At 43.7% G+C, this 20,011-nt stretch carries 17 protein-coding genes, 1 pseudogene and 1 other annotated feature; of the genes and pseudogenes, 14 read left to right on the forward strand and 4 right to left on the reverse strand.

The features are described 5' to 3' along the window. Positions 1 to 488: 488 nt before the first annotated feature. On the forward strand, positions 489 to 1,793 hold the full coding sequence (locus tag AB204_RS01865) for an HAAAP family serine/threonine permease (RefSeq protein WP_047961681.1): 1,305 nt from the start codon (positions 489 to 491) through the stop codon (positions 1,791 to 1,793). A 121-nt stretch (positions 1,794 to 1,914) separates the two neighbouring features. Here AB204_RS01865 and AB204_RS01870 read toward each other — a convergent pair whose 3' ends face one another. Continuing rightward, on the reverse strand, positions 1,915 to 3,120 hold the full coding sequence (locus AB204_RS01870) for a serine hydrolase (RefSeq protein ID WP_411354698.1): 1,206 nt from the start codon (positions 3,118 to 3,120) through the stop codon (positions 1,915 to 1,917). A gap of 189 nt (positions 3,121 to 3,309) precedes the next feature. Here AB204_RS01870 and AB204_RS01875 point away from each other — a divergent pair. Further along, a pseudogene (locus tag AB204_RS01875) lies at positions 3,310 to 3,844 on the forward strand (glutathione S-transferase family protein). A gap of 3 nt (positions 3,845 to 3,847) precedes the next feature. Here AB204_RS01875 and AB204_RS01880 read toward each other — a convergent pair. Next, a complete protein-coding gene (locus AB204_RS01880; RefSeq protein WP_047961683.1) occupies positions 3,848 to 4,681 on the reverse strand; it encodes an SDR family oxidoreductase in 834 nt (277 codons plus the stop codon). Between the two features lie 308 nt (positions 4,682 to 4,989). On the opposite strand from AB204_RS01880, the gene hisL reads away from it, so the two are divergent. The 9 genes from hisL to hisIE all read left to right on the forward strand — a co-directional run bounded on the left by hisL (position 4,990) and on the right by hisIE (position 12,357). Then, on the forward strand, positions 4,990 to 5,037 hold the full coding sequence (gene hisL, locus AB204_RS22200; RefSeq protein WP_152671478.1) for a his operon leader peptide: 48 nt from the start codon (positions 4,990 to 4,992) through the stop codon (positions 5,035 to 5,037). Continuing rightward, positions 5,013 to 5,133 (forward strand) — a sequence feature (His leader region). (Overlaps the previous gene by 25 nt.) A gap of 55 nt (positions 5,134 to 5,188) precedes the next feature. Beyond that, a complete protein-coding gene (gene hisG, locus AB204_RS01885; protein ID WP_047961684.1) occupies positions 5,189 to 6,088 on the forward strand; it encodes an ATP phosphoribosyltransferase in 900 nt (299 codons plus the stop codon). Positions 6,089 to 6,093: 5 nt separating this feature from the next. Next, a complete protein-coding gene (gene hisD / locus AB204_RS01890) occupies positions 6,094 to 7,419 on the forward strand; it encodes a histidinol dehydrogenase (RefSeq protein WP_047961685.1) in 1,326 nt (441 codons plus the stop codon). A 9-nt stretch (positions 7,420 to 7,428) separates the two neighbouring features. Then, entirely contained in the window at positions 7,429 to 8,535 is a 1,107-nt protein-coding gene (gene hisC / locus AB204_RS01895) for a histidinol-phosphate transaminase (protein WP_047961686.1), read from the forward strand. Further along, positions 8,532 to 9,599 carry a bifunctional histidinol-phosphatase/imidazoleglycerol-phosphate dehydratase HisB gene (gene hisB, locus AB204_RS01900; protein ID WP_047961687.1) on the forward strand — a complete coding sequence of 356 codons (1,068 nt, stop codon included), beginning with the start codon at positions 8,532 to 8,534 and terminating at the stop codon, positions 9,597 to 9,599. The genes hisC and hisB overlap by 4 nt, the downstream gene beginning before the upstream one ends. Before the next feature lie 38 nt (positions 9,600 to 9,637). After that, complete coding sequence (gene hisH / locus AB204_RS01905) at positions 9,638 to 10,228, forward strand: imidazole glycerol phosphate synthase subunit HisH (RefSeq protein ID WP_047961688.1); 591 nt, start codon at positions 9,638 to 9,640, stop codon at positions 10,226 to 10,228. A 4-nt stretch (positions 10,229 to 10,232) separates the two neighbouring features. After that, positions 10,233 to 10,970 (forward strand): 1-(5-phosphoribosyl)-5-[(5-phosphoribosylamino)methylideneamino]imidazole-4-carboxamide isomerase, encoded by a 738-nt coding sequence (hisA, locus tag AB204_RS01910; protein ID WP_047961689.1) that lies wholly within the window; start codon positions 10,233 to 10,235, stop codon positions 10,968 to 10,970. Continuing rightward, on the forward strand, positions 10,952 to 11,728 hold the full coding sequence (hisF, locus tag AB204_RS01915) for an imidazole glycerol phosphate synthase subunit HisF (RefSeq protein WP_047961690.1): 777 nt from the start codon (positions 10,952 to 10,954) through the stop codon (positions 11,726 to 11,728). Before hisA ends, hisF begins: the two co-directional genes overlap by 19 nt. Further along, on the forward strand, positions 11,722 to 12,357 hold the full coding sequence (hisIE, locus tag AB204_RS01920; protein ID WP_047961691.1) for a bifunctional phosphoribosyl-AMP cyclohydrolase/phosphoribosyl-ATP diphosphatase HisIE: 636 nt from the start codon (positions 11,722 to 11,724) through the stop codon (positions 12,355 to 12,357). Before hisF ends, hisIE begins: the two co-directional genes overlap by 7 nt. Before the next feature lie 81 nt (positions 12,358 to 12,438). Here the strand turns inward: hisIE and yiaY are convergent, their stop codons facing one another. After that, the gene (yiaY, locus tag AB204_RS01925; protein ID WP_047961692.1) at positions 12,439 to 13,590 is read right to left on the reverse strand and encodes an L-threonine dehydrogenase; all 1,152 of its coding nucleotides are present in this window, start codon (positions 13,588 to 13,590) and stop codon (positions 12,439 to 12,441) included. A 169-nt stretch (positions 13,591 to 13,759) separates the two neighbouring features. Here yiaY and AB204_RS01930 point away from each other — a divergent pair, with 169 nt between their 5' ends. Further along, the gene (locus AB204_RS01930) at positions 13,760 to 14,254 is read left to right on the forward strand and encodes a YbaK/prolyl-tRNA synthetase associated domain-containing protein (protein ID WP_047961693.1); all 495 of its coding nucleotides are present in this window, start codon (positions 13,760 to 13,762) and stop codon (positions 14,252 to 14,254) included. A 320-nt stretch (positions 14,255 to 14,574) separates the two neighbouring features. On the opposite strand, the gene gndA is transcribed toward AB204_RS01930, so the two are convergent. Beyond that, positions 14,575 to 15,981 (reverse strand): NADP-dependent phosphogluconate dehydrogenase, encoded by a 1,407-nt coding sequence (gene gndA / locus AB204_RS01935; RefSeq protein WP_047961694.1) that lies wholly within the window; start codon positions 15,979 to 15,981, stop codon positions 14,575 to 14,577. 296 nt (positions 15,982 to 16,277) lie between these two features. Here gndA and AB204_RS01940 point away from each other — a divergent pair, with 296 nt between their 5' ends. Next, positions 16,278 to 17,858 (forward strand): TerC family protein, encoded by a 1,581-nt coding sequence (locus tag AB204_RS01940; protein ID WP_047961695.1) that lies wholly within the window; start codon positions 16,278 to 16,280, stop codon positions 17,856 to 17,858. Between the two features lie 254 nt (positions 17,859 to 18,112). Then, the coding region (locus AB204_RS01945) for a phage tail protein (protein WP_053067808.1) at positions 18,113 to 20,011 on the forward strand (1,899 nt) is incomplete at its 3' end.

Genomic DNA, 20,011 nt, shown 5'->3' on the forward strand with positions numbered 1-20,011 from the left:
ATATATGAATATTATTAAATAATAATATAGGTCAATATGAGAATTTAAAACAAAAATAATGATATCATCCTTGTTAAATCCTTCATTCTCTTTTCTTTAATATTTGATCAACATTTCAGCAAAGATCTATAACATCTTTCCTTTTTTATATAAATCTTGCAATTGCGAGAGTGATCACGGTACATTTCACTGAAAATAAATATATTTCCCCTATCAAAAGTCAGGAGTTAAGTTTTTTGATTTGGGCATTAAAAATACAGTGAACAAGAGTTACAGCTCCTTTGTTTAAATGTTCTGTTTTAAATGAACATATTTTAGCCAACTTATTAATTTAGTAATAAAAATGTAGTAATAAAAATGTTTAGATAAACATCAACGCAATATCTGACAACTTATTATTCATATAAAAATCTAACTCGCGCATTTAATTAATGTGCGAGTTTAGCAGTTTTTAAATTTTACTTTACCGCGTTATTTCGGAGATATTTATGGACACATCTCAATCGGGTTCAATCGCATCCCCTGCTGCCAGCAAAAGCGGGCATGCTACTTGGCGTAAGTCAGACACTGTATGGATGTTGGGGTTATATGGCACAGCCATTGGCGCTGGTGTTTTGTTTCTTCCCATCAATGCTGGCATCGGTGGCCTGATTCCTCTCATTATCATGGCAATACTCGCTTTACCCATGACATTTTTTGCTCACCGTGGGATGTGTCGTTTTGTTTTATCTGGCAAAAGCAGCGGTGAAGATATCACCGGCGTGGTAGAAGAACATTTTGGTAAAGTTGCAGGTTTTCTGATCACTATTCTCTACTTCTTTGCCATTTACCCTATACTGCTGGTTTACAGCGTTGCGCTGACCAACACAGTAGAAAGCTTTATCGTAAACCAGCTACAAATGAGCGCCCCGCCACGTGCATTGCTGGCACTTATCTTGCTCCTTGGTGTAATGAGCATCATCCGCTTCGGTGAGCAAGCTATCGTCAAGGCCATGAGCGTACTGGTATTCCCATTTGTCACTGTTTTAATGTTGTTGGCTGTGTATTTGGTTCCTCATTGGAACACCGCTATCTTTGATACTCTGTCACTGGACAGTGCGATGTCCTCAACAAGCAATCATGGCCTGCTATTCACTTTGTGGCTGGCGCTCCCTGTTATGATTTTCTCTTTCAACCACTCTCCAATCATCTCTGCATTTGCAGTAGCAAAACGTGAAGAGTACGGCGAACATGCAGAGAAAAAATGCTCACGCATTCTGGGTTATGCTCACATCATGATGGTGCTGACTGTCATGTTTTTCGTCTTTAGCTGCGTACTGAGTCTGTCTCCTGAAAATTTGGCAGAGGCAAAAGCACAGAACATTACTATTTTGTCTTATCTGGCTAACCATTTCCGTGTACCCACGATTGAATACATAGCTCCATTAATTGCTTTCATTGCCATTACCAAATCTTTTCTTGGTCACTATCTGGGCGCTCGTGAAGGTTTCAATGGTATTGTGAACAAGGCACTGAGCACTCAAGGCAAAACAATTCAGCACAAAACGCTGAATCGTATCACCAGCCTCTTTATGTTAGTCAGTGCGTGGATCATAGCTACACTTAACCCAAGTATTCTGGATATCATCCAGTCACTGGGTGGCCCTATTATCGCCATGATCCTGTTCATCATGCCAATGTATGCCATTCATAAAGTTCCGGCTATGCGCAAGTATGCAGGTAAACCAAGCAATATCTTTGTTGTTGTAACAGGTTCAATTGCTATTTCTGCGGCAATTTACTCAGTCATGTAATCAACGTAAAAAAGCTGCTGTTTGTCCGGTAGCTCCAAAAAAATGCCAGCCAACCTTTTGGTGACTGGCATTTTTTCACATCATGTTGTTACGTAGATTTATCGCGTTCTTTTAACTCTCACTAACTGAATAACGAGCTAAACCAACCACTCACGGTTTTTACAACGAAATCCCACATACGACCAAAGAAGCCACTTTCCTCCACAGCTTCTTTAACTACCAACGGACGCTGATCAATAACTTTATCATTGAGCATAAAATTCACAGTGCCCACCACTTGGTTTTTCGCCAACGGTGCTTCAAGGGAAGTTTGATTCAATGTAAAACTGGCTTTTAAATTACTCACCTGTCCACGAGGAACTATTACTGAGGTATCTTTTTCAACCCCTAAAGCGACCTCTGAAAGCGTCCCGTACCATACTTTTTCCGTCACCAGCGTATCACTCGCCTTCAGGGGGATAGCCGATTCATAAAAGCGAAATCCCCATGCTAAAAGTTTTTCACTGTCAGAAAAACGCATCCGATCACTGGGGGCGCCCAATACCACCGAAATCAAACGCATTTGCCCTTCTGTTGCTGATGCGACCAGATTATAGCCAGCGCCACTGGTGTGTCCGGTTTTCACACCATCCACACTCATATTATTATTCCATAATAAGCGGTTACGATTATGCTGACGGATATTGTTAAACGTAAATTCTTTCTCTTTATTCAGAGCATACTCTTCCGGCACATCACGGATCATAGCCTGGCTTAACAGTGCCATATCATGGGCTGTACTATATTGCCCGGCCGCATCCAGGCCATGAACGGTTTTAAAATGGGTATTCGTCAATTCCAGTGTTTTCGAATATTTATTCATTAAATCAACAAATGAGTCCTGACTGCCTGCCACATAATCAGCAAGGGCAATACTGGCATCATTACCGGACTGGATTACAATACCGCGGTTCAGATCTATAACCTTAACTCTGTCACCCGGTTTCAAAAACATTAGGGATGAACCTTTAAGCACCGGATTGCCTGTAGCCCAGGCATCTTTACCAACGATTACCATATCTTCTGTGGAAATTTTTCCCGACTTAATCGCCTGCCCAATCACATAACTGGTCATCATTTTGGTTAAACTCGCAGGATCTAACTGCTCATCAGCATTATTTGAGGCTAGAATTTTTCCGCTGGCATAATCCATTAATACATAAGCTTTAGCATCAATTTCAGGTGCAGCGGGTTCGTCCATTGCATACACATTGGCACTCGCTAACCAAAAAACACTCAAGCCAACAGCAAAAGATTTTATTACCGGTGTTTGTCGTTTTTTTTTCATCATCAGTCGCCCTTTTTCTTCACTACTCAACTTGGTATATATCTATAAAGTAAAAATAAAAACTCTTATCAATATAGGATGTTATAAGAGAAGACTCCAACCCAATAACGTAAAGATTTTCTTGTTATTAGTCTGATTTTGTTATCATATTATCGATAATTCCGAGTGATCTTATATGAGAAAAAAATAATGCTAACAATCTGGGGTCGTAAAAACTCATCAAATGTGAAAAAAGTCCTTTGGTGTCTGGAAGAATTGAATGTGCCATATCAACAAATTGATATTGGTGGAAAATTTGGCAAACTCAATGATCCTACATACCTACGCATGAATCCGAATGCCGTTATTCCTTGTTTGCAAGACGGTGATTTTATTTTGTGGGAATCAAATGCAATTGTACGTTACATTGCAGCGAAATTCGGTAAAGATTGCCTTTACCCAGCCGATCTTCAAGAAAGAGCCAGCGTTGAGAAATGGATGGATTGGGTTGGCTGCGATAGCAGAAATTGAAAAATTACTGAGAATTGTCGATGACACCCTCAGTCACCAACCATACCTTTCCGGTGCTAAATTTGGCATGGCTGATATCGCTCTGGCTCCGCTGGTTTATTTGTGGTTAAACGTAGAGATAGATCGCCCTTCCCTGCCAAATCTAGAACGCTGGTATCAACTGTTAACCGAAAGACCCGCTTTTAAAAAGATTGTTATGATCGAAATAAATTAATCTTTAGCTCATTGGCATTCTGCCGGGATCCGGGAACTGGTACTCAAACCCCAGTTCCCGACAGATCCGGCTACCATCAACCACCTTGCTTTCAATTGCCTTATTTTCTGGCTGTAAGAATTCTGGCGGCATTAAATCGAGTTGCCGGCTGACTAACAGATAATATTCTGATCTTTTCGGGTGGATGGGTGCACACAGATTATAAACATGCCCCCCTTTTGGCTGCTGGATAAGCAGCTTAATGGCGGAAATAACATCATCCTGATGTACCAAATTAACCGCATTTTCTCCTCCCTCAATTGCCTTTCGCCCCGCGAGAAAACGCCCTGCATGACGCCCATTACCTACCAAGCCAGCTAAACGTAATATATCGACCGATGTATTGGGTAACTGGTGCAGCCAATTTTCCAACTCCACCAACGCCGTTGCTGACTGTGTTTCGGGAGACAACGGCTCGTCTTCATTAAGATAACCCACAGATGAGCCATAAACTGAAGTGGAACTGGTGAAAATAATTCGTGGAACAGCATATGAAAGCGCAGTATCGATAATCAGTTGCACGGCTTTGACATATCCCTCTCCTCCACCAGCAACCCCACTAACCGGTAATGTTAAAACCAGTACATCGACAGACATCAGTTGCTCAAGATCATCCATTTCACAGACAATTTGAGGGGTTAGATTCAATAGGCGGCAATCTACACCACACATACATGCAGCTTCAACGCCATCCGATGTTGTTTTACTGCCAACTACCTGCATACTACTACTTAGTAGTGCTTGCGCCAATGGCATTCCTAACCAGCCTAGTCCAATAATAGAAACTTTTTTTACCATGGCTCTCCCCCAGAACTGACATGATTTTGATTATTAGGTCAATATATGACCATGGTTAACATTACCCGTATATCTCCCTAATGACAACAGCCCTGATTTATTATGAAAAACAATTAATTAACACAAAATAAATATCTTTTTTAAAAAAAAGTTTGCTTTTCATACATAAAATCATATAGGTTAAACAACAAGCAACCAATCCTTAGTCGCAAACATAACGTTAAGTACAGTCATCATTGAGTACATAATACCCTTTATAAAAATAGCACTTAACATAACATCAGACGTAGATAGAGAGCTTTCATATTATGAACCGTATTCAATTTAGCCATCATCATCGCCATCATCCTGATTAGTCTTTCAGGCTGCTGTGTGCTGGAAGACATTTAATCCGTCTTCCGGTGGCATGAATACGACAAAACCCTCGGAAGATTTTCCGGGGGTTTTTTGTTTCTGGCTTCTACGATTTAAACACTGACCGAATATCAAGATAGGGTAAAACACAATATGTTAGATAAAACACGCTTACGAATAGCCATTCAGAAATCGGGCCGCCTTAGTGATGATTCCAGAACATTGCTGACACGCTGTGGGATCAAAATCAATTTACAACAACAGCGCCTGATTGCATTTGCAGAAAATATGCCCATTGATATCCTGCGCGTCCGCGATGATGATATCCCTGGCCTGGTTATGGATGGTGTTGTCGATTTGGGCATTATCGGTGAAAACGTTCTTGAAGAAGAATTACTGACTCGTCAGGCACAAGGAGAAACCCCGAGTTATTTAACATTACGTCGTCTGGATTTTGGTAACTGCCGTCTTTCCCTCGCGGCTTCCTTTGATTGCGAGTATACAGGAGTGGAATGCCTGCAAGATGCCCGTATTGCCACGTCTTACCCACATTTACTAAAACGTTATTTAGATCAGAAAGGCATACGCTTCAAATCCTGCCTCCTCAATGGTTCTGTCGAAGTTGCACCTCGTGCAGGGCTAGCGGATGCCATTTGTGATTTAGTTTCAACCGGTGCCACATTGGAAGCCAACGGTTTGCGGGAAGTTGAAGTGATTTATCGTTCAAAAGCCTGCCTTATCCAACGTGATGGAGAGATGCCAGAAGCTAAGCAACAGCTCATCGACAAACTGATGCTCCGCATTCAAGGCGTTATTCAGGCACGAGAATCCAAATACATCATGCTACACGCTCCCAATGATAAGTTGGAAGAGATTATTTCCCTGCTGCCGGGGGCCGAACGCCCCACCATTTTGCCACTCGCAGGTGCACAAAATCGTGTCGCTATGCACATGGTCAGCAGTGAAACTCTATTCTGGGAAACGATGGAAAAACTCAAGGCACTGGGTGCGAGTTCCATTCTCGTTCTGCCAATTGAAAAAATGATGGAGTAAGCTTGATGAACATTAATTTTAAAACCATCATCCACTGGCAAGAATGCACTCCAGAGCAACAAAAAATATTGCTGGCTCGTCCGGCTGTCGCGGCATCAGGTGATATTGCCTGCACGGTTAAACAAATTCTGGAAACAGTAAAAACACGCGGCGACCAAGCATTACAAGAATTCAGCCAACGCTTCGACAAAACGATTGTAGAAGCCATCCGGATCACTCCAAGTGAAGTAGATTTAGCTGTCAACCGCCTGTTCCCTGAAATTAAGCAGGCGATGCAACAGGCCATGAACAATATTCGTCAGTTCCATGAGGCTCAAAAACCAGTAGAAATTGAAGTTGAAACCCTGCCGGGCGTTCGCTGCCAGCAAATCACCCGCCCAATAAACTCAGTCGGGCTTTATATTCCCGGCGGCTCTGCCCCGCTGCCTTCTACAGTATTAATGCTGGGCATACCAGCTAACATTGCGGGTTGCCGTAACATCATCCTGTGTTCTCCACCTCCCATTGCCGATGAAATTCTCTATGCGGCACAACTGTGCGGGATCACTGAAATTTTCCAAATTGGTGGAGCACAAGCCATTGCCGCAATGGCATTCGGTACAGAATCTGTTCCCAAAGTAGACAAAATTTTTGGTCCCGGCAATGCATGGGTCACAGAAGCCAAACGGCAAGTGAGCCAATATATTAATGGTGCTGCAATCGACATGCCCGCTGGCCCGTCAGAGGTACTGGTTATCGCTGATCACGGAGCTAACCCTGTATTTACTGCCGCAGATTTACTTTCTCAAGCAGAACATGGCCCGGATTCCCAAGTCATACTGCTAACACCTGACGAAAACTTTGCCGGACAAGTCATCCGTGAAATTGAAGCCCAGCTCGCGATATTGCCACGCCAGCAGATCGCAAACCAGGCCTTGCAGTCTAGCCGCATCATTATTACAAAAGATCTCACCCAATGCGTGGAGATCAGCAACCAATACGGCCCTGAGCATTTGATCATTCAAACCCGTCAGCCTGAACAATTAGTGGAACAGATTACCAGTGCTGGCTCTATATTCCTCGGTGACTGGTCGCCAGAATCTGCGGGGGATTATGCATCCGGTACCAATCATGTCCTACCAACCTATGGCTATACTTCAACCTATTCCAGCCTCGGTCTGGCTGATTTTCTAAAAAGAATGACCGTTCAGCGACTCACACCACAAGGGTTGAGAAACCTTGCTCCCACGATAGAAACGCTGGCACAGGCAGAGCAACTCATCGCGCATAAAAATGCGGTTACATTACGCATGGCTGCTTTGAATGACGCAAACTTAGAATCACAAGGCTAAGGATCAATCATGAGTACGGTTTTTGATATCAATTCACTGGCAAGAGAAAATATTCGTAATTTAGTTCCCTATATGTCAGCCCGCCGTCTGGGAGGTAAAGGCGATATTTGGCTGAATGCGAATGAATACCATACCGCACCCGATTTCCAATTTCGTGAGAACACGCTCAATCGCTACCCTGAATGTCAGCCCGCCGCGGTTATCCAACGTTATGCCAATTACATTGGCTTACAGCCGGAACAAGTTCTTGTCAGCCGTGGAGCGGATGAATCTATCGAACTATTGCTCCGCGTTTTTTGCGAACCCGGACGTGATGCCGTGCTGTTTTGCCCACCGACTTACGGCATGTACAGCGTTAGTGCAGAAACCTTCGGTGTGGAACAGAAAAAAATCCCTGTCAGCACTAATTGGCAACCCGATGTTGCTTCCATTAAAAATAATTTGGATCGCGTCAAACTTGTTTATATCTGTAGCCCCAACAACCCCACGGGTAATTTGGTTGAACCTGCGGCATTACGTCAGATCCTTGAACTCACTCGCAACCAAGCCATTGTTGCCATTGATGAGGCTTACATCGAATTTTGTCCGCAACATACTACCACTCGTTGGCTGCAAGACTACCCCCACTTGGTCATTTTGCGAACCCTCTCGAAAGCTTTTGCTTTGGCTGGATTGCGTTGTGGATTTACGTTGGCTTCTGCCGATATTATCGCGCTGATGCTGAAAGTGATTGCTCCTTACCCACTTGCAACGCCTGTCGCAGATATCGCTGCACAAGCACTAACGGAAACGGGTATTCAGACAATGAAAAATCGTGTGGCAGAAATTGTCAGTAACCGGATTTACCTTCAGCAAGAACTCAGTCAATTGGCACTGGTTGAAAACGTGTTTCCGAGCGAAACCAACTATATTTTGGTGAAATTTACCGATGCAGAAATCGTATTCAAGACCTTATGGGATAAAGGAATCATCTTGCGTGATCAGCGAAAGCAGCCGGGATTAGAGAATTGCCTGCGCATCACTATTGGTAACCGGGGTGAATGTGAACAGGTGGTCAATGCCATCAATGCGCTTTCCAGCCAGACTCAACAAATCAAGGAAACCGAAAATCCATGAGCCAGAAACTGCTTTTTATTGACCGTGATGGAACGTTGATCACTGAACCCCCCAGCGATTATCAGGTCGATCGCCTTGATAAACTGGCCTTTGAAGCTGGCGTCATTCCTGCCCTGTTATCCCTGCAAAAAGCAGGTTACAAGCTGGTTATGGTGACTAATCAGGATGGATTAGGCACAGCCAGTTTTCCACAAGCTGATTTTGAGCCACCACATGCCCTGATGATGCAAGTTTTTATTTCACAAGGTATCCATTTTGAAGACGTGCTGATCTGCCCACACAAACCTGAAGATAACTGCAATTGCCGTAAGCCCAGACTCGGCTTGGTAGAACAATATCTGGCAGAAGATGTCATTGATACAGAAAACAGTTATGTCATCGGTGATCGGGAAACTGATTTGCAATTAGCCCAAAACATGGGAATTAAGGGTATTCGCTACCAACCTGAATCACTGGGATGGTTAGCCATTTGTGAAAAATTGGCTCGAAAAGATCGCCATGCACATGTTGAACGCAAAACCAAAGAAACAGCCATTGATATTGAAGTCTGGCTGGATCGTGAAGGTGAAAGTCACATCAATACCGGTGTTGGTTTCTTTGATCATATGTTGGATCAGATCGCGACTCACGGCGGGTTCCGCATGAACATACAAGTCAAAGGCGATCTCTATATAGATGATCATCACACCGTTGAAGACACTGGTTTGGCACTGGGTGAAGCCTTGAAGCAAGCATTGGGAGATAAGCGGGGAATCGCCCGTTTTGGCTTTACATTGCCAATGGATGAATGTCTTGCTCGCTGTGCCTTAGATATTTCCGGTCGCCCACATCTTGAATATAAAGCTGAATTTAAACATCAGCGTGTCGGAGATTTAAGTACAGAAATGATAGAACATTTCTTCCGTTCCCTCTCCTACACAATGGGATGCACCCTGCACCTGAAAACCAAAGGAAAGAATGACCATCATCGGGCAGAAAGCCTGTTCAAAGTTTTTGGCCGGACATTGCGGCAGGCTATTCGCATAGAAGGCGATACCTTACCTAGTTCAAAAGGTGTTTTATAAGGAATGCTATAAGGGAAGTTATGATGAAGGAAGTTATAATGAAAATAGTTATTCTGGATACAGGTTGTGCTAACCTCGCATCTGTTGCTTATGCCATCCGTCGATTGGGCTATGACCCAATTATCAGTTTAGACGCAAATGTTGTGCGTTCAGCCGATAAACTACTTCTGCCCGGCGTGGGTACGGCTGCCGCTGCAATGGAGCAACTTGAACAACGCCAATTAATTCCATTGATTAACTCACTCTCTCAACCTGTACTGGGTATTTGCCTCGGCATGCAGTTATTGGCTGACATCAGCGCGGAAGGCAATAACGTTCCTTTGCTGAAATTAATTAACGCACCCGTCGAAAAAATGGTGACCAAAGGATTGCCATTACCGCATATGGGCTGGAACCAAGTACAGGCACAGGAAGGACACCCTCTGTTTCGCCACATTGCAGACAATGCCCGGTTCTATTTTGTTCATAGCTATGCGCTGCCTATCGGTGAATATACGATTGCTCAAACGGAATACGGCAATATATTTAGCAGTGCCGTTGCAAAAGACAATTTCTTTGGAGTGCAATTCCACCCTGAGCGTTCAGGTGCAGCAGGCGCACAATTATTGAAAAACTTTCTGGAGATGTAATCCCATGATTATACCTGCATTAGATTTAATCGACGGCAACGTGGTTCGTTTGCATCAAGGAGATTACGGTCAACGCCGGGATTATGGCAATTCTCCACTTTCGCGTTTGCAACAATATGAGCAGGATGGCGCTGAATTACTGCACTTAGTGGATCTGACAGGTGCAAAAGATCCTGCCAAACGACAGATCGCGCTTTTGAAAGAGTTAGTGGCGGGCGTGACTGTGCCTGTTCAGGTTGGCGGAGGCATTCGTTCAGAAAACGATGTCAAAACACTTCTTGAAGCAGGTGCCAGCCGGGTTGTAATTGGCTCGACTGCAATTACCCATCCTGAATTAGTCAAACAGTGGTTTCAACAATATGGAGCAGAAGCGATTGTACTGGCATTGGATATCCGCATCAGTGCCGATGGGGTTAAACAAATAGCCATCAGTGGTTGGCAAGAAAACAGTCATGCCACCCTTGAATATGTCATTGAACAATATCTTCCTGTCGGGTTAAAGCATGTGTTATGTACCGATATTTCCCGTGATGGCACATTAAGCGGCTCTAATATCACTCTCTATCAGGAAATCAGCCAACAATACCCACAAATCCGGCTTCAAGCTTCCGGCGGTATTGGCAACCTCGCCGATATTTCTCCTCTGCCTGCGTCTGGTGTAGCAGGTGTTATTGTCGGGCGTGCATTACTGGAAGGAAAATTTACCCTGACGGAGGCTATACAATGTTGGCAAAACGCATAATTCCATGCCTTGATGTCCGTGATGGGCAAGTCGTCAAAGGCGTACAATTCCGTAATCATGAAATTATTGGCGATATCGTTCCTCTTGCACAACGCTATGCCCAAGAAGGCGCAGATGAGTTGGTGTTTTACGATATTACCGCCTCGTCTGATGGTCGTGTGGTGGATAAAAGCTGGGTAGCAAAAGTTGCGGAAGTCATCGACATCCCTTTCTGTGTGGCGGGTGGCATTAAATCCATTGAAGAAGCAGGGCAAATTTTATCGTTCGGGGCAGATAAAATTTCCATCAACTCCCCTGCACTTTCTGATCCTGATTTAATTAACCGCTTGGCTGATCGCTACGGAGTCCAGTGTATCGTTGTAGGTATTGATACATGGTTTGATGAGAAAACCAACAATTATCAGGTTTACCAATTTACAGGTGATGAAAAACGTACAACCGCCACGCGCTGGCAGACATTGGATTGGGTCAAAGAAGTACAACAACGTGGAGCGGGTGAAATTGTCCTGAATATGATGAATCAGGATGGTGTCCGCAATGGCTATGATCTCACGCAACTGAAATTAGTGCGTGATGTCTGTTCTGTACCATTAATTGCTTCCGGTGGAGCCGGAGCACCGGAACATTTCCTCGATGCTTTTCAGCTTGCAAATGTTGATGGTGCTTTAGCTGCCTCCGTTTTTCACAAACAACTCATTAATATCGGTGAACTCAAGCAATATCTTGCTACACAGGATGTCGAGGTTAGAACATGTTGACAGCACAGCCATTAACAACACAAGAAATCGAAAAGCTGGATTGGGGAAAAGTGGATAACCTGATGCCAGTCATCGTCCAACATGCTATTTCTGGAACAGTATTAATGTTGGGCTACATGAATCAGGAAGCACTGAATATCACTCTCGACTCAGGTAAAGTGACCTTTTTCTCCCGTACTAAACAGCGGTTATGGACAAAAGGCGAAAGTTCCGGTCATTTTCTGAATCTGGTTGATATTTATCCCGATTGTGATAACGATACTCTACTCGCCCTCGTAAATCCTGTTGGCCCAACCTGCCATAAAGGTACTGAAAGCTGCTTTGCTTCCGTACAAACCGACTGGGGTTTCCTCTATCAATTGGAACAACTATTGGCAAGCCGAAAAAATGCCTCGCCGGACAGTTCCTATACCGCTCGTTTATACGCCAGTGGAACAAAACGCATTGCCCAGAAAGTGGGTGAAGAAGGTGTGGAAACAGCATTGGCCGCGACAGTGAATGATAGAGAAGAATTGACCAATGAAGCCGCAGATTTGATTTATCACCTACTGGTTTTGCTGCAAGATCAGGATCTAGACCTCAGCAGTATCATTCGTCAATTACGGGAACGACACTCGGCCAAAGAATAATTTCCAAAGTAGGGATTGAGATTTTCAAAAATAGCAGCCACTTCGCCAATGAATATAATATAAACGAAGTGGCTTCTTTTATTACATCGCTGCTTTAAAGATAGCAACAACCTCTTCATGTGAAGCTTGAATCGGGTTAGTAAAACCACAGGCATCTTTCAGCGCATTGGTCGCCAATGTTGGCAAATCTTCTTCTTTCACATTCAATGAGGATAACCCAGCCGGAATATTGACATCTCTTGCCAATTCACTAATTGCCCGGATACAGGCATCAGCGCCTTGCTCATCATTCAGATCTGCTACATCATCCCCCATCGCTCCGGCAATCTCTTTTAGGCGAACCGCAGAAATTTTTGCATTAAATCTTTGCACATGTGGCAGTAAAACCGCATTACAGACACCGTGTGGTAAGTCATAAAATCCACCTAATTGGTGTGCCATCGCATGGACATATCCCAAAGAAGCATTATTGAATGCCATACCTGCCAAGAACTGGGCATAGGCCATATTCTCACGCGCTTCCATATCATTGCCATCTTCAACGGCACGGCGCAGATAATTGCTAATCATTGTCACTGCTTTTAATGCACAGGCGTCAGTGATTGGGTTCGCTGCTGTAGAAACATAAGCCTCAATGGCATGAGTCAATGCATCCATCCCTGTTGCGGCGGTCAGTCCTTTTGGCATACCTGCCATCAAAGCAGAATCATTGACTGACAGAACAGGCGTAACATTTTTATCCACAATCGCCATTTTAATATGACGTTCAACATCCGTAATAATACAGAAGCGTGTCATTTCAGAAGCGGTACCCGCAGTAGTATTAATAGCAATCAAAGGTAACTGCGGTTTAGCTGAACGATCAACGCCTTCATAATCACGAATATCCCCACCGTTGGTCGCCACCAGCGCAATACCTTTTGCACAGTCATGAGGTGAACCGCCACCCAAAGAGATAACGCAATCGCAATGATGCTGGCGCAGAATTTCCAATCCTTCCTTAACATTAATCGTTGTCGGGTTTGGATTTGTTCCATCATAAATCGCACTTTTTATCCCTACCTCTGTCAGTAAAGCCTGAACCTTTCTGACAACACCAATCTCGTTCAACACGCGGTCGGTAACAATCAGTGCTTGTCTGTAGCCATAATTTTTTATTAATTCAACGGCTTCAGCCATGCACCCCATACCAATTTTATTCACTGACGGGATAAAGAAAGTCGATGCTGCCATTTGGAACCCCTTAGATTTTACTGAAGTATTTCAAATTTCAATGTAAGAGAATTGAATTACAATGTGACATTTATCTGACCCAGTAATTTTGACCAGAATCAATAATTGCCTATGTAAGAATAAAAAAATAGGTACTAAATTTTAGTTTAAGTTTATGTAGGAGAAAATTTTGCTAAAAAATGACATTTTCGAACGTCTGACTGCTTTGTTGGATACTCACAATGCTCGTTATCGTGTTATGGAACATGCCACCGGTGGTCGTTCAGAAGAAGTTGCAAACATACGGGGAACCCAGTTAGGCCAAGGCGCAAAAGGCCTGGTCTGTCATGTGAAAGGGAATGGTTATCGACAGTATATCCTTGCTGTTTTACCTGCTGACCAACAAGCCGACCTTGCCACTCTCGCCAGACAAACCGGAGGAAGCCGGGCATCTTTGGCAAGCCCAAAAGAAGTTTCTGAATTGACACGCTGTGTTTTTGGTGCTATTCCACCGTTTAGCTTTCATCCGGACCTGAAGCTCGTTGCCGACCCATTCCTATTCGATCGCTATGACGAACTGGCATTTAATGCCGGCAGTCTGGAACGTTCAATTATTTTAAATACGGAAGATTACCGTCGTATCGCTATACCAGAATTAGTTGCTTTTCGAAAAAAAGCCGATTAAAGCTAACTTTAAGAAAATAAACAATAAATTCAAGCTAACTTAAATAAGGTTTACACTTTGCTATAATTTAACCAGATGAAACGAGTGATTATTATATGAATAATATTTTTGTTCTAGTAATACTCAGTCTGGTTGTCCTCAGCCTCGCTGCATTGCTTTACTACCATGATGCTGAGATAGCGCACTGGTTAGAGAGATTTGCACAACAGATGCTCAAAGAGCAATCTCTGAATTAATATGTTTCATGCAACAAAATAGGGTGTTGATAACTCAGCACCCTATTCTTTGAACATTAAATATTTAATAAAAATATCTAACGATTATTCCAGCCATTCGGTGTGGAACACACCTTCTTTATCGGTACGCTTGTAAGTGTGCGCACCAAAGTAATCACGCTGTGCCTGAATCAGGTTGGCTGGCAAAACGGCTGAACGATAGCTGTCGTAATAAGAAATGGCAGCGGAGAATGTTGGTGTTGGAATACCATTCTGTATGCCATAAGAGATAACATCACGCAGAGCTTGCTGGTACTCATCTGCGATTTGTTTAAAGTAAGGAGCTAGCAGCAAGTTAGCAATAGCTGGGTTTTCATTGTACGCATCCGTGATTTTTTGTAGGAATTGCGCACGGATGATACAACCGGCACGGAAAATCTTGGCAATTTCGCCGTAGTTCAGATCCCAACTATATTCATCCGATGCCGCTTTCAGTTGCTGGAAGCCCTGCGCATAGGAAACAATCTTACCCAAGTACAGAGCACGGCGGACTTTCTCGATAAATTCAGCTTTGTCACCATTGAATGGCTGTGCTTCCGGGCCAGACAGTACCTTGGATGCTGCTACGCGCTGATCTTTCAGGGAAGAGATATAACGTGCAAATACGGATTCTGTAATCAATGTCACTGGAACGCCCAGATCCAGAGAACTCTGGCTAGTCCATTTCCCGGTACCTTTGTTAGCGGCTTCATCCAGAATCACGTCAACCAGATATTTACCTTCTTCATCTTTCTTACGGAAAATATCAGCAGTAATTTCGATCAAATAGCTGCTCAGTTCGCCTTGGTTCCAATCGCTGAATACTTCTGCCAGTTCCTGATTGCTGAGGTTCAATGCGTTTTTCAATAAGGAATAGGCTTCTGCAATCAACTGCATATCACCATATTCAATACCATTGTGAACCATCTTCACATAATGACCGGCACCGTCTGCGCCAATATAAGTGACGCAAGGCTCGCCATCAACCTGAGCAGCAATCTCTTTCAGAATAGGCGCTACCAGCTCATAAGCTTCTTTCTGGCCACCAGGCATAATTGAAGGGCCTTTCAGTGCACCTTCTTCACCACCAGAAACTCCGGTACCAATAAAGTTAAAACCCTGAGCAGACAACTCACGATTACGGCGAATAGTATCCTGAAAATAGGTGTTGCCACCATCGATCAGAATGTCACCCTTATCCAAATGTGGCGTCAGCGATGCAATGGTTTTATCCGTAGCTTCGCCTGCCTTAACCATCAACAGAATACGACGTGGCTTTTCCAGTGAATCGACAAATTCTTCAATGGAATAACTTGGAACTAATTTTTTCCCTGGATTTTCAGCAATAACTTCGTCAGTTTTATCACTGGAGCGGTTAAAAATGGATACAGAGTAACCACGGCTTTCAATATTCAACGCCAGATTGCGCCCCATTACCGCCATACCGACAACACCGATCTGTTGTTTGGACATGAATAACTCCCGTCTAATAATGACTGCTGCCCACCCGATGCAATACGTAACACAATATGTCATATGCAACACATGCCTGTATGCAACAAAAGAGAGTGGACAATTTGTTAATGAAGTCACATGTTAACTCAGGAAGGGTCATAGGGGGTAGTTATTGGTGCAATCGATACCGTCGTGACGTTTGTTTGCTGAAAAAATTTCCAACTAAGATAAATCGACTATTGATATTTCGTCCTTCAATACCCATTATTCAATAGTCGGCAGAAGCCGTCATAATAAAAGGTAATATAAATTGTATGGAATGGATCGCTGATCCGACGATATGGGCCGGTCTGGCTACACTTATCGTTTTAGAAATTGTTCTCGGAATTGACAACTTAATATTTATTGCCATTTTGGCAGACAAACTTCCTGAAAAACAGAGAGATAAAGCTCGCCTGACAGGGCTTTCCTGTGCTCTGGTTATGAGGATATTACTGTTATTTAGCCTGTCTTGGCTCATTTCCCTGACCGAACCACTCGTTACCCTATGGGATAATCCTTTCAGCGCCCGTGATTTAATTATGCTGATAGGAGGACTTTTCTTGCTGTTCAAAGCCACAATGGAATTGAATGAACGGCTGGAAGGAAAAACGATACATAGCAATCAACAACGCAAAGAAGCTAGCTTCTGGCCGGTTGTCGTGCAGATTATCGTCTTAGATGCGGTATTCTCACTGGATTCCGTTATTACTGCTGTAGGCATGGTCGATCACATTGGTATCATGGTTGCCGCAGTTATCATCGCCATGATCTTGATGATATGGGCCAGTAAGCCTCTGACGAAATTCGTTAATGCACATCCCACAATCGTTATCCTCTGTCTCAGTTTCTTGTTGATGATCGGTTTCAGTTTGGTTGCAGAAGGCTTTGGTTATCACATACCGAAAGGCTATCTCTATGCTGCTATCGGTTTCTCCATCATGATTGAAGCATTGAATCAATTCGCCCAATTCAATCGCCGCAAGTTCTTGAGCGCTTCCCGTTCTCTGCGTGAAAGAACCGCGGAGGCCGTTCTTCACATTTTAAACGGTAAACGTGAAAACGCTGCGTTGGATAATCATACTTCCAATCTGATTGCGGATGGTACTGATAACGAAGAAGTCTTTGAGCCTCAAGAGCGCCAGATGATCGCCCGTGTTCTCAGCATGGCTCAGCGTACTGTCAGCAGTATCATGACTTCACGCCATGATGTTGTTTATCTTGATGCCCATGCTCCGGCTGAAAAATTGACTCTGCTATTGGAACAAAAACCACATACGCGGATTGTCGTTACCGATGAAAAAACCAGTGATGAACCTCTCGGCGTGGTACATGTGATTGATATCCTCAACCAACAACTGACTCATAATACCTTCGATTTACGGAACTTGGTGCAACAACCGCTGATTTTCCCGGAATCCCTCTCTTTGCTGCAAGCATTGGAGCAATTCCGTCTGGCGCAAACACATTTCGCGTTTGTCGTTGATGAGTTCGGTTCTGTTGAAGGTGTAGTCACAGTGACAGATGTGATGGAAACCATTACCGGTAACCTGCCTGTGGGCGGCGGAGAGATCGATGCCCGCCATGATATTCAGGTCATGGAAGAAGGGTATTGGGTCGCCAATGGGTTTATGCCACTAGAGGATTTGGTACTTTACGTGCCACTGCCATTGGATGGAAAACGCGAATACCAAACACTGGCTGGTTTGTTAATGGAACACTTGCAACATATTCCACAACAAGGTGAACAATTGCAGATTGGTGATTATTTGTTTGAACCACTGGAAATCACCAGCCACCGTATCAATAAAGTAAAAATTACTTCATTGAAAATGGAAGAAGAAGTGGAAATATAACACGCCAACCTAAAATTACATGGCTACTGAGAAAAACCGGCATAAGGCCGGTTTTTTTTATTCCTATATGTTTTATCAGCTTGGTTCAATTTTTAGGCTATTTACTTATGACTTCCCTAAGTACAATTGACGCCATTCAATGGTAGTTAGCGGAGATGTCGCCACCGCCTTCATATGCCCAGAAACTTTGACAAAGTCTCCTGTGGCTAATTTAGCAATACACCTATTTATTGTTGATAAGATGAGGGTTTCATATGAGTACAAAACATTTTGCATTACTGACACATGCAGGTAAAAACAAACTGGAAGAAGCTTCTTCATCGGGTAATAAACTTGAAATTACCCATATGGCTGTAGGAGATGGAGGTGGTAGTTCACCCATTCCCAATGCCAACCAATCTGCACTGATTAATGAAAAGCATCGGGCTGAAATTGATGCTTTGACCATCGATCCCCAAAATCCCAACCAACTTATCGCTGAGCAAACACTTCCTGAAGGTGAAGGGAATTGGTGGATCCGTGAAATGGGCTTATTTGATAAAGATGGCACGCTGATTGCGGTAGGAAACTGCGCCGATCTCTACAAACAGGAATCTCAGGAGCAAACCATTCGTATGGCTCTGCCTGTTGGCGACAGTAAACTGACTGATTGGATACGTGAGCTACTTTCCGGTCTTTCAAGTCGCAAATATGTGAAAGAAAAAATTAATGAACACGCCAAAAGCCGCAACCATCCTAGCGCTACTTTAAAAGAGAAAGGATTTGTTGTGTTGAGTAGTGCGGTAAACAGTGACAACGAAACTAATGCAGCAACACCAAAAGCAATAAAAACAGCCTATGAATTAGCAAATAAAGCTTATGATTTGGCTACTACAATATCCTCTACCGGCAAATTTGTGCCATCAACCCGCAAAGTTAATGGCAAAGAACTGTCCAGGGATATTGAATTGACAGCGGCGAATGTCGGTGCCTACGACAAAATTCAAACAGATTCTCTTGTCAATGGAGCCAATGGATTAGCCAATCAAGCTATTGATATTGCGAATAACAAAGTTCCACTATCTCGTAAGATCAACGGCAAAGAGCTGATAAAAGATATTGAACTGACCGCGCTTGATGTGGGTGCCTACACCCGACAGGAGACTGACGGACTTATCGACACAGTTAAAAAGTCGGCTGATACTGCTAATCAGAACGCCATTCAGGCACTTACAGAAATTAAAAATGCGGTTCCACAAACTCGTAAGATTAATGACAAAGAGTTAATAACAGACATCCAACTGACTGTGGATGATATCGGTACCTACGATAAGAAAGCAATTGACGATCGTATCAACACCGTTCAGCAATCAGCCGACACGGCCAATAACAATGCCATATCGGCCATTAAAGAGGCTGACAAAAAAGTTCCATTAACCCGCAAGATCAACGATAAGGAACTCTTAACTGATATCCAACTGACGGCTTCCGATGTCGGTGCCTACAGCAAGGCGGAAAGCGATGCCAATCTCAAGGGTGTTCAGGATCTGGCTAACAACAAAGTGCCATTAACCCGCAAAGTCAATGGCAAGGAACTCACAACCGATATCCAACTGACTGCTGTCGATATCGATGTCTACAGCAAAGTAGAAATCGATACGCGTATCGAGGATGTGAGGGATCTGGCCGAAAGCAAAGTGCCATTAACCCGCAAAGTTAATGACAAAGAACTTTCAAGCGATATCCAACTGATTGCGGCCGATGTCGATGCCTACAGCAAATCAGAAATCGATACGCGTATCAAAGATGTTCAGAATTCAGCTGACGGTAAAGTGCCATTAACCCGCAAAGTCAATGACAAAGAACTTTCAACCGATATCCAACTGACTGCGGCCGATGTCGATGCTTACAGCACAGCAGAAATCGATACGCGTATCAAAGATGTTCAGAATTCAGCTGACGGTAAAGTGCCATCAACCCGCAAAGTCAATGACAAAGAACTTTCAGCCGATATCCAACTCACTGCCGCTGATGTTGGTGCCTACAGCAAAGTGGAAAGTGATGCCAATATCAAGGATGTCAGGGACCTGGCCGAAAGCAAAGTGCCATTGACCCGCAAAGTCAATGACAAAGAACTTTCAGCCGATATCCAGCTGATTGCTGCTGATGTTGGT

It is taken from the genome of Xenorhabdus khoisanae, assembly GCF_001037465.1.
GTDB lineage: Bacteria > Pseudomonadota > Gammaproteobacteria > Enterobacterales > Enterobacteriaceae > Xenorhabdus > Xenorhabdus khoisanae.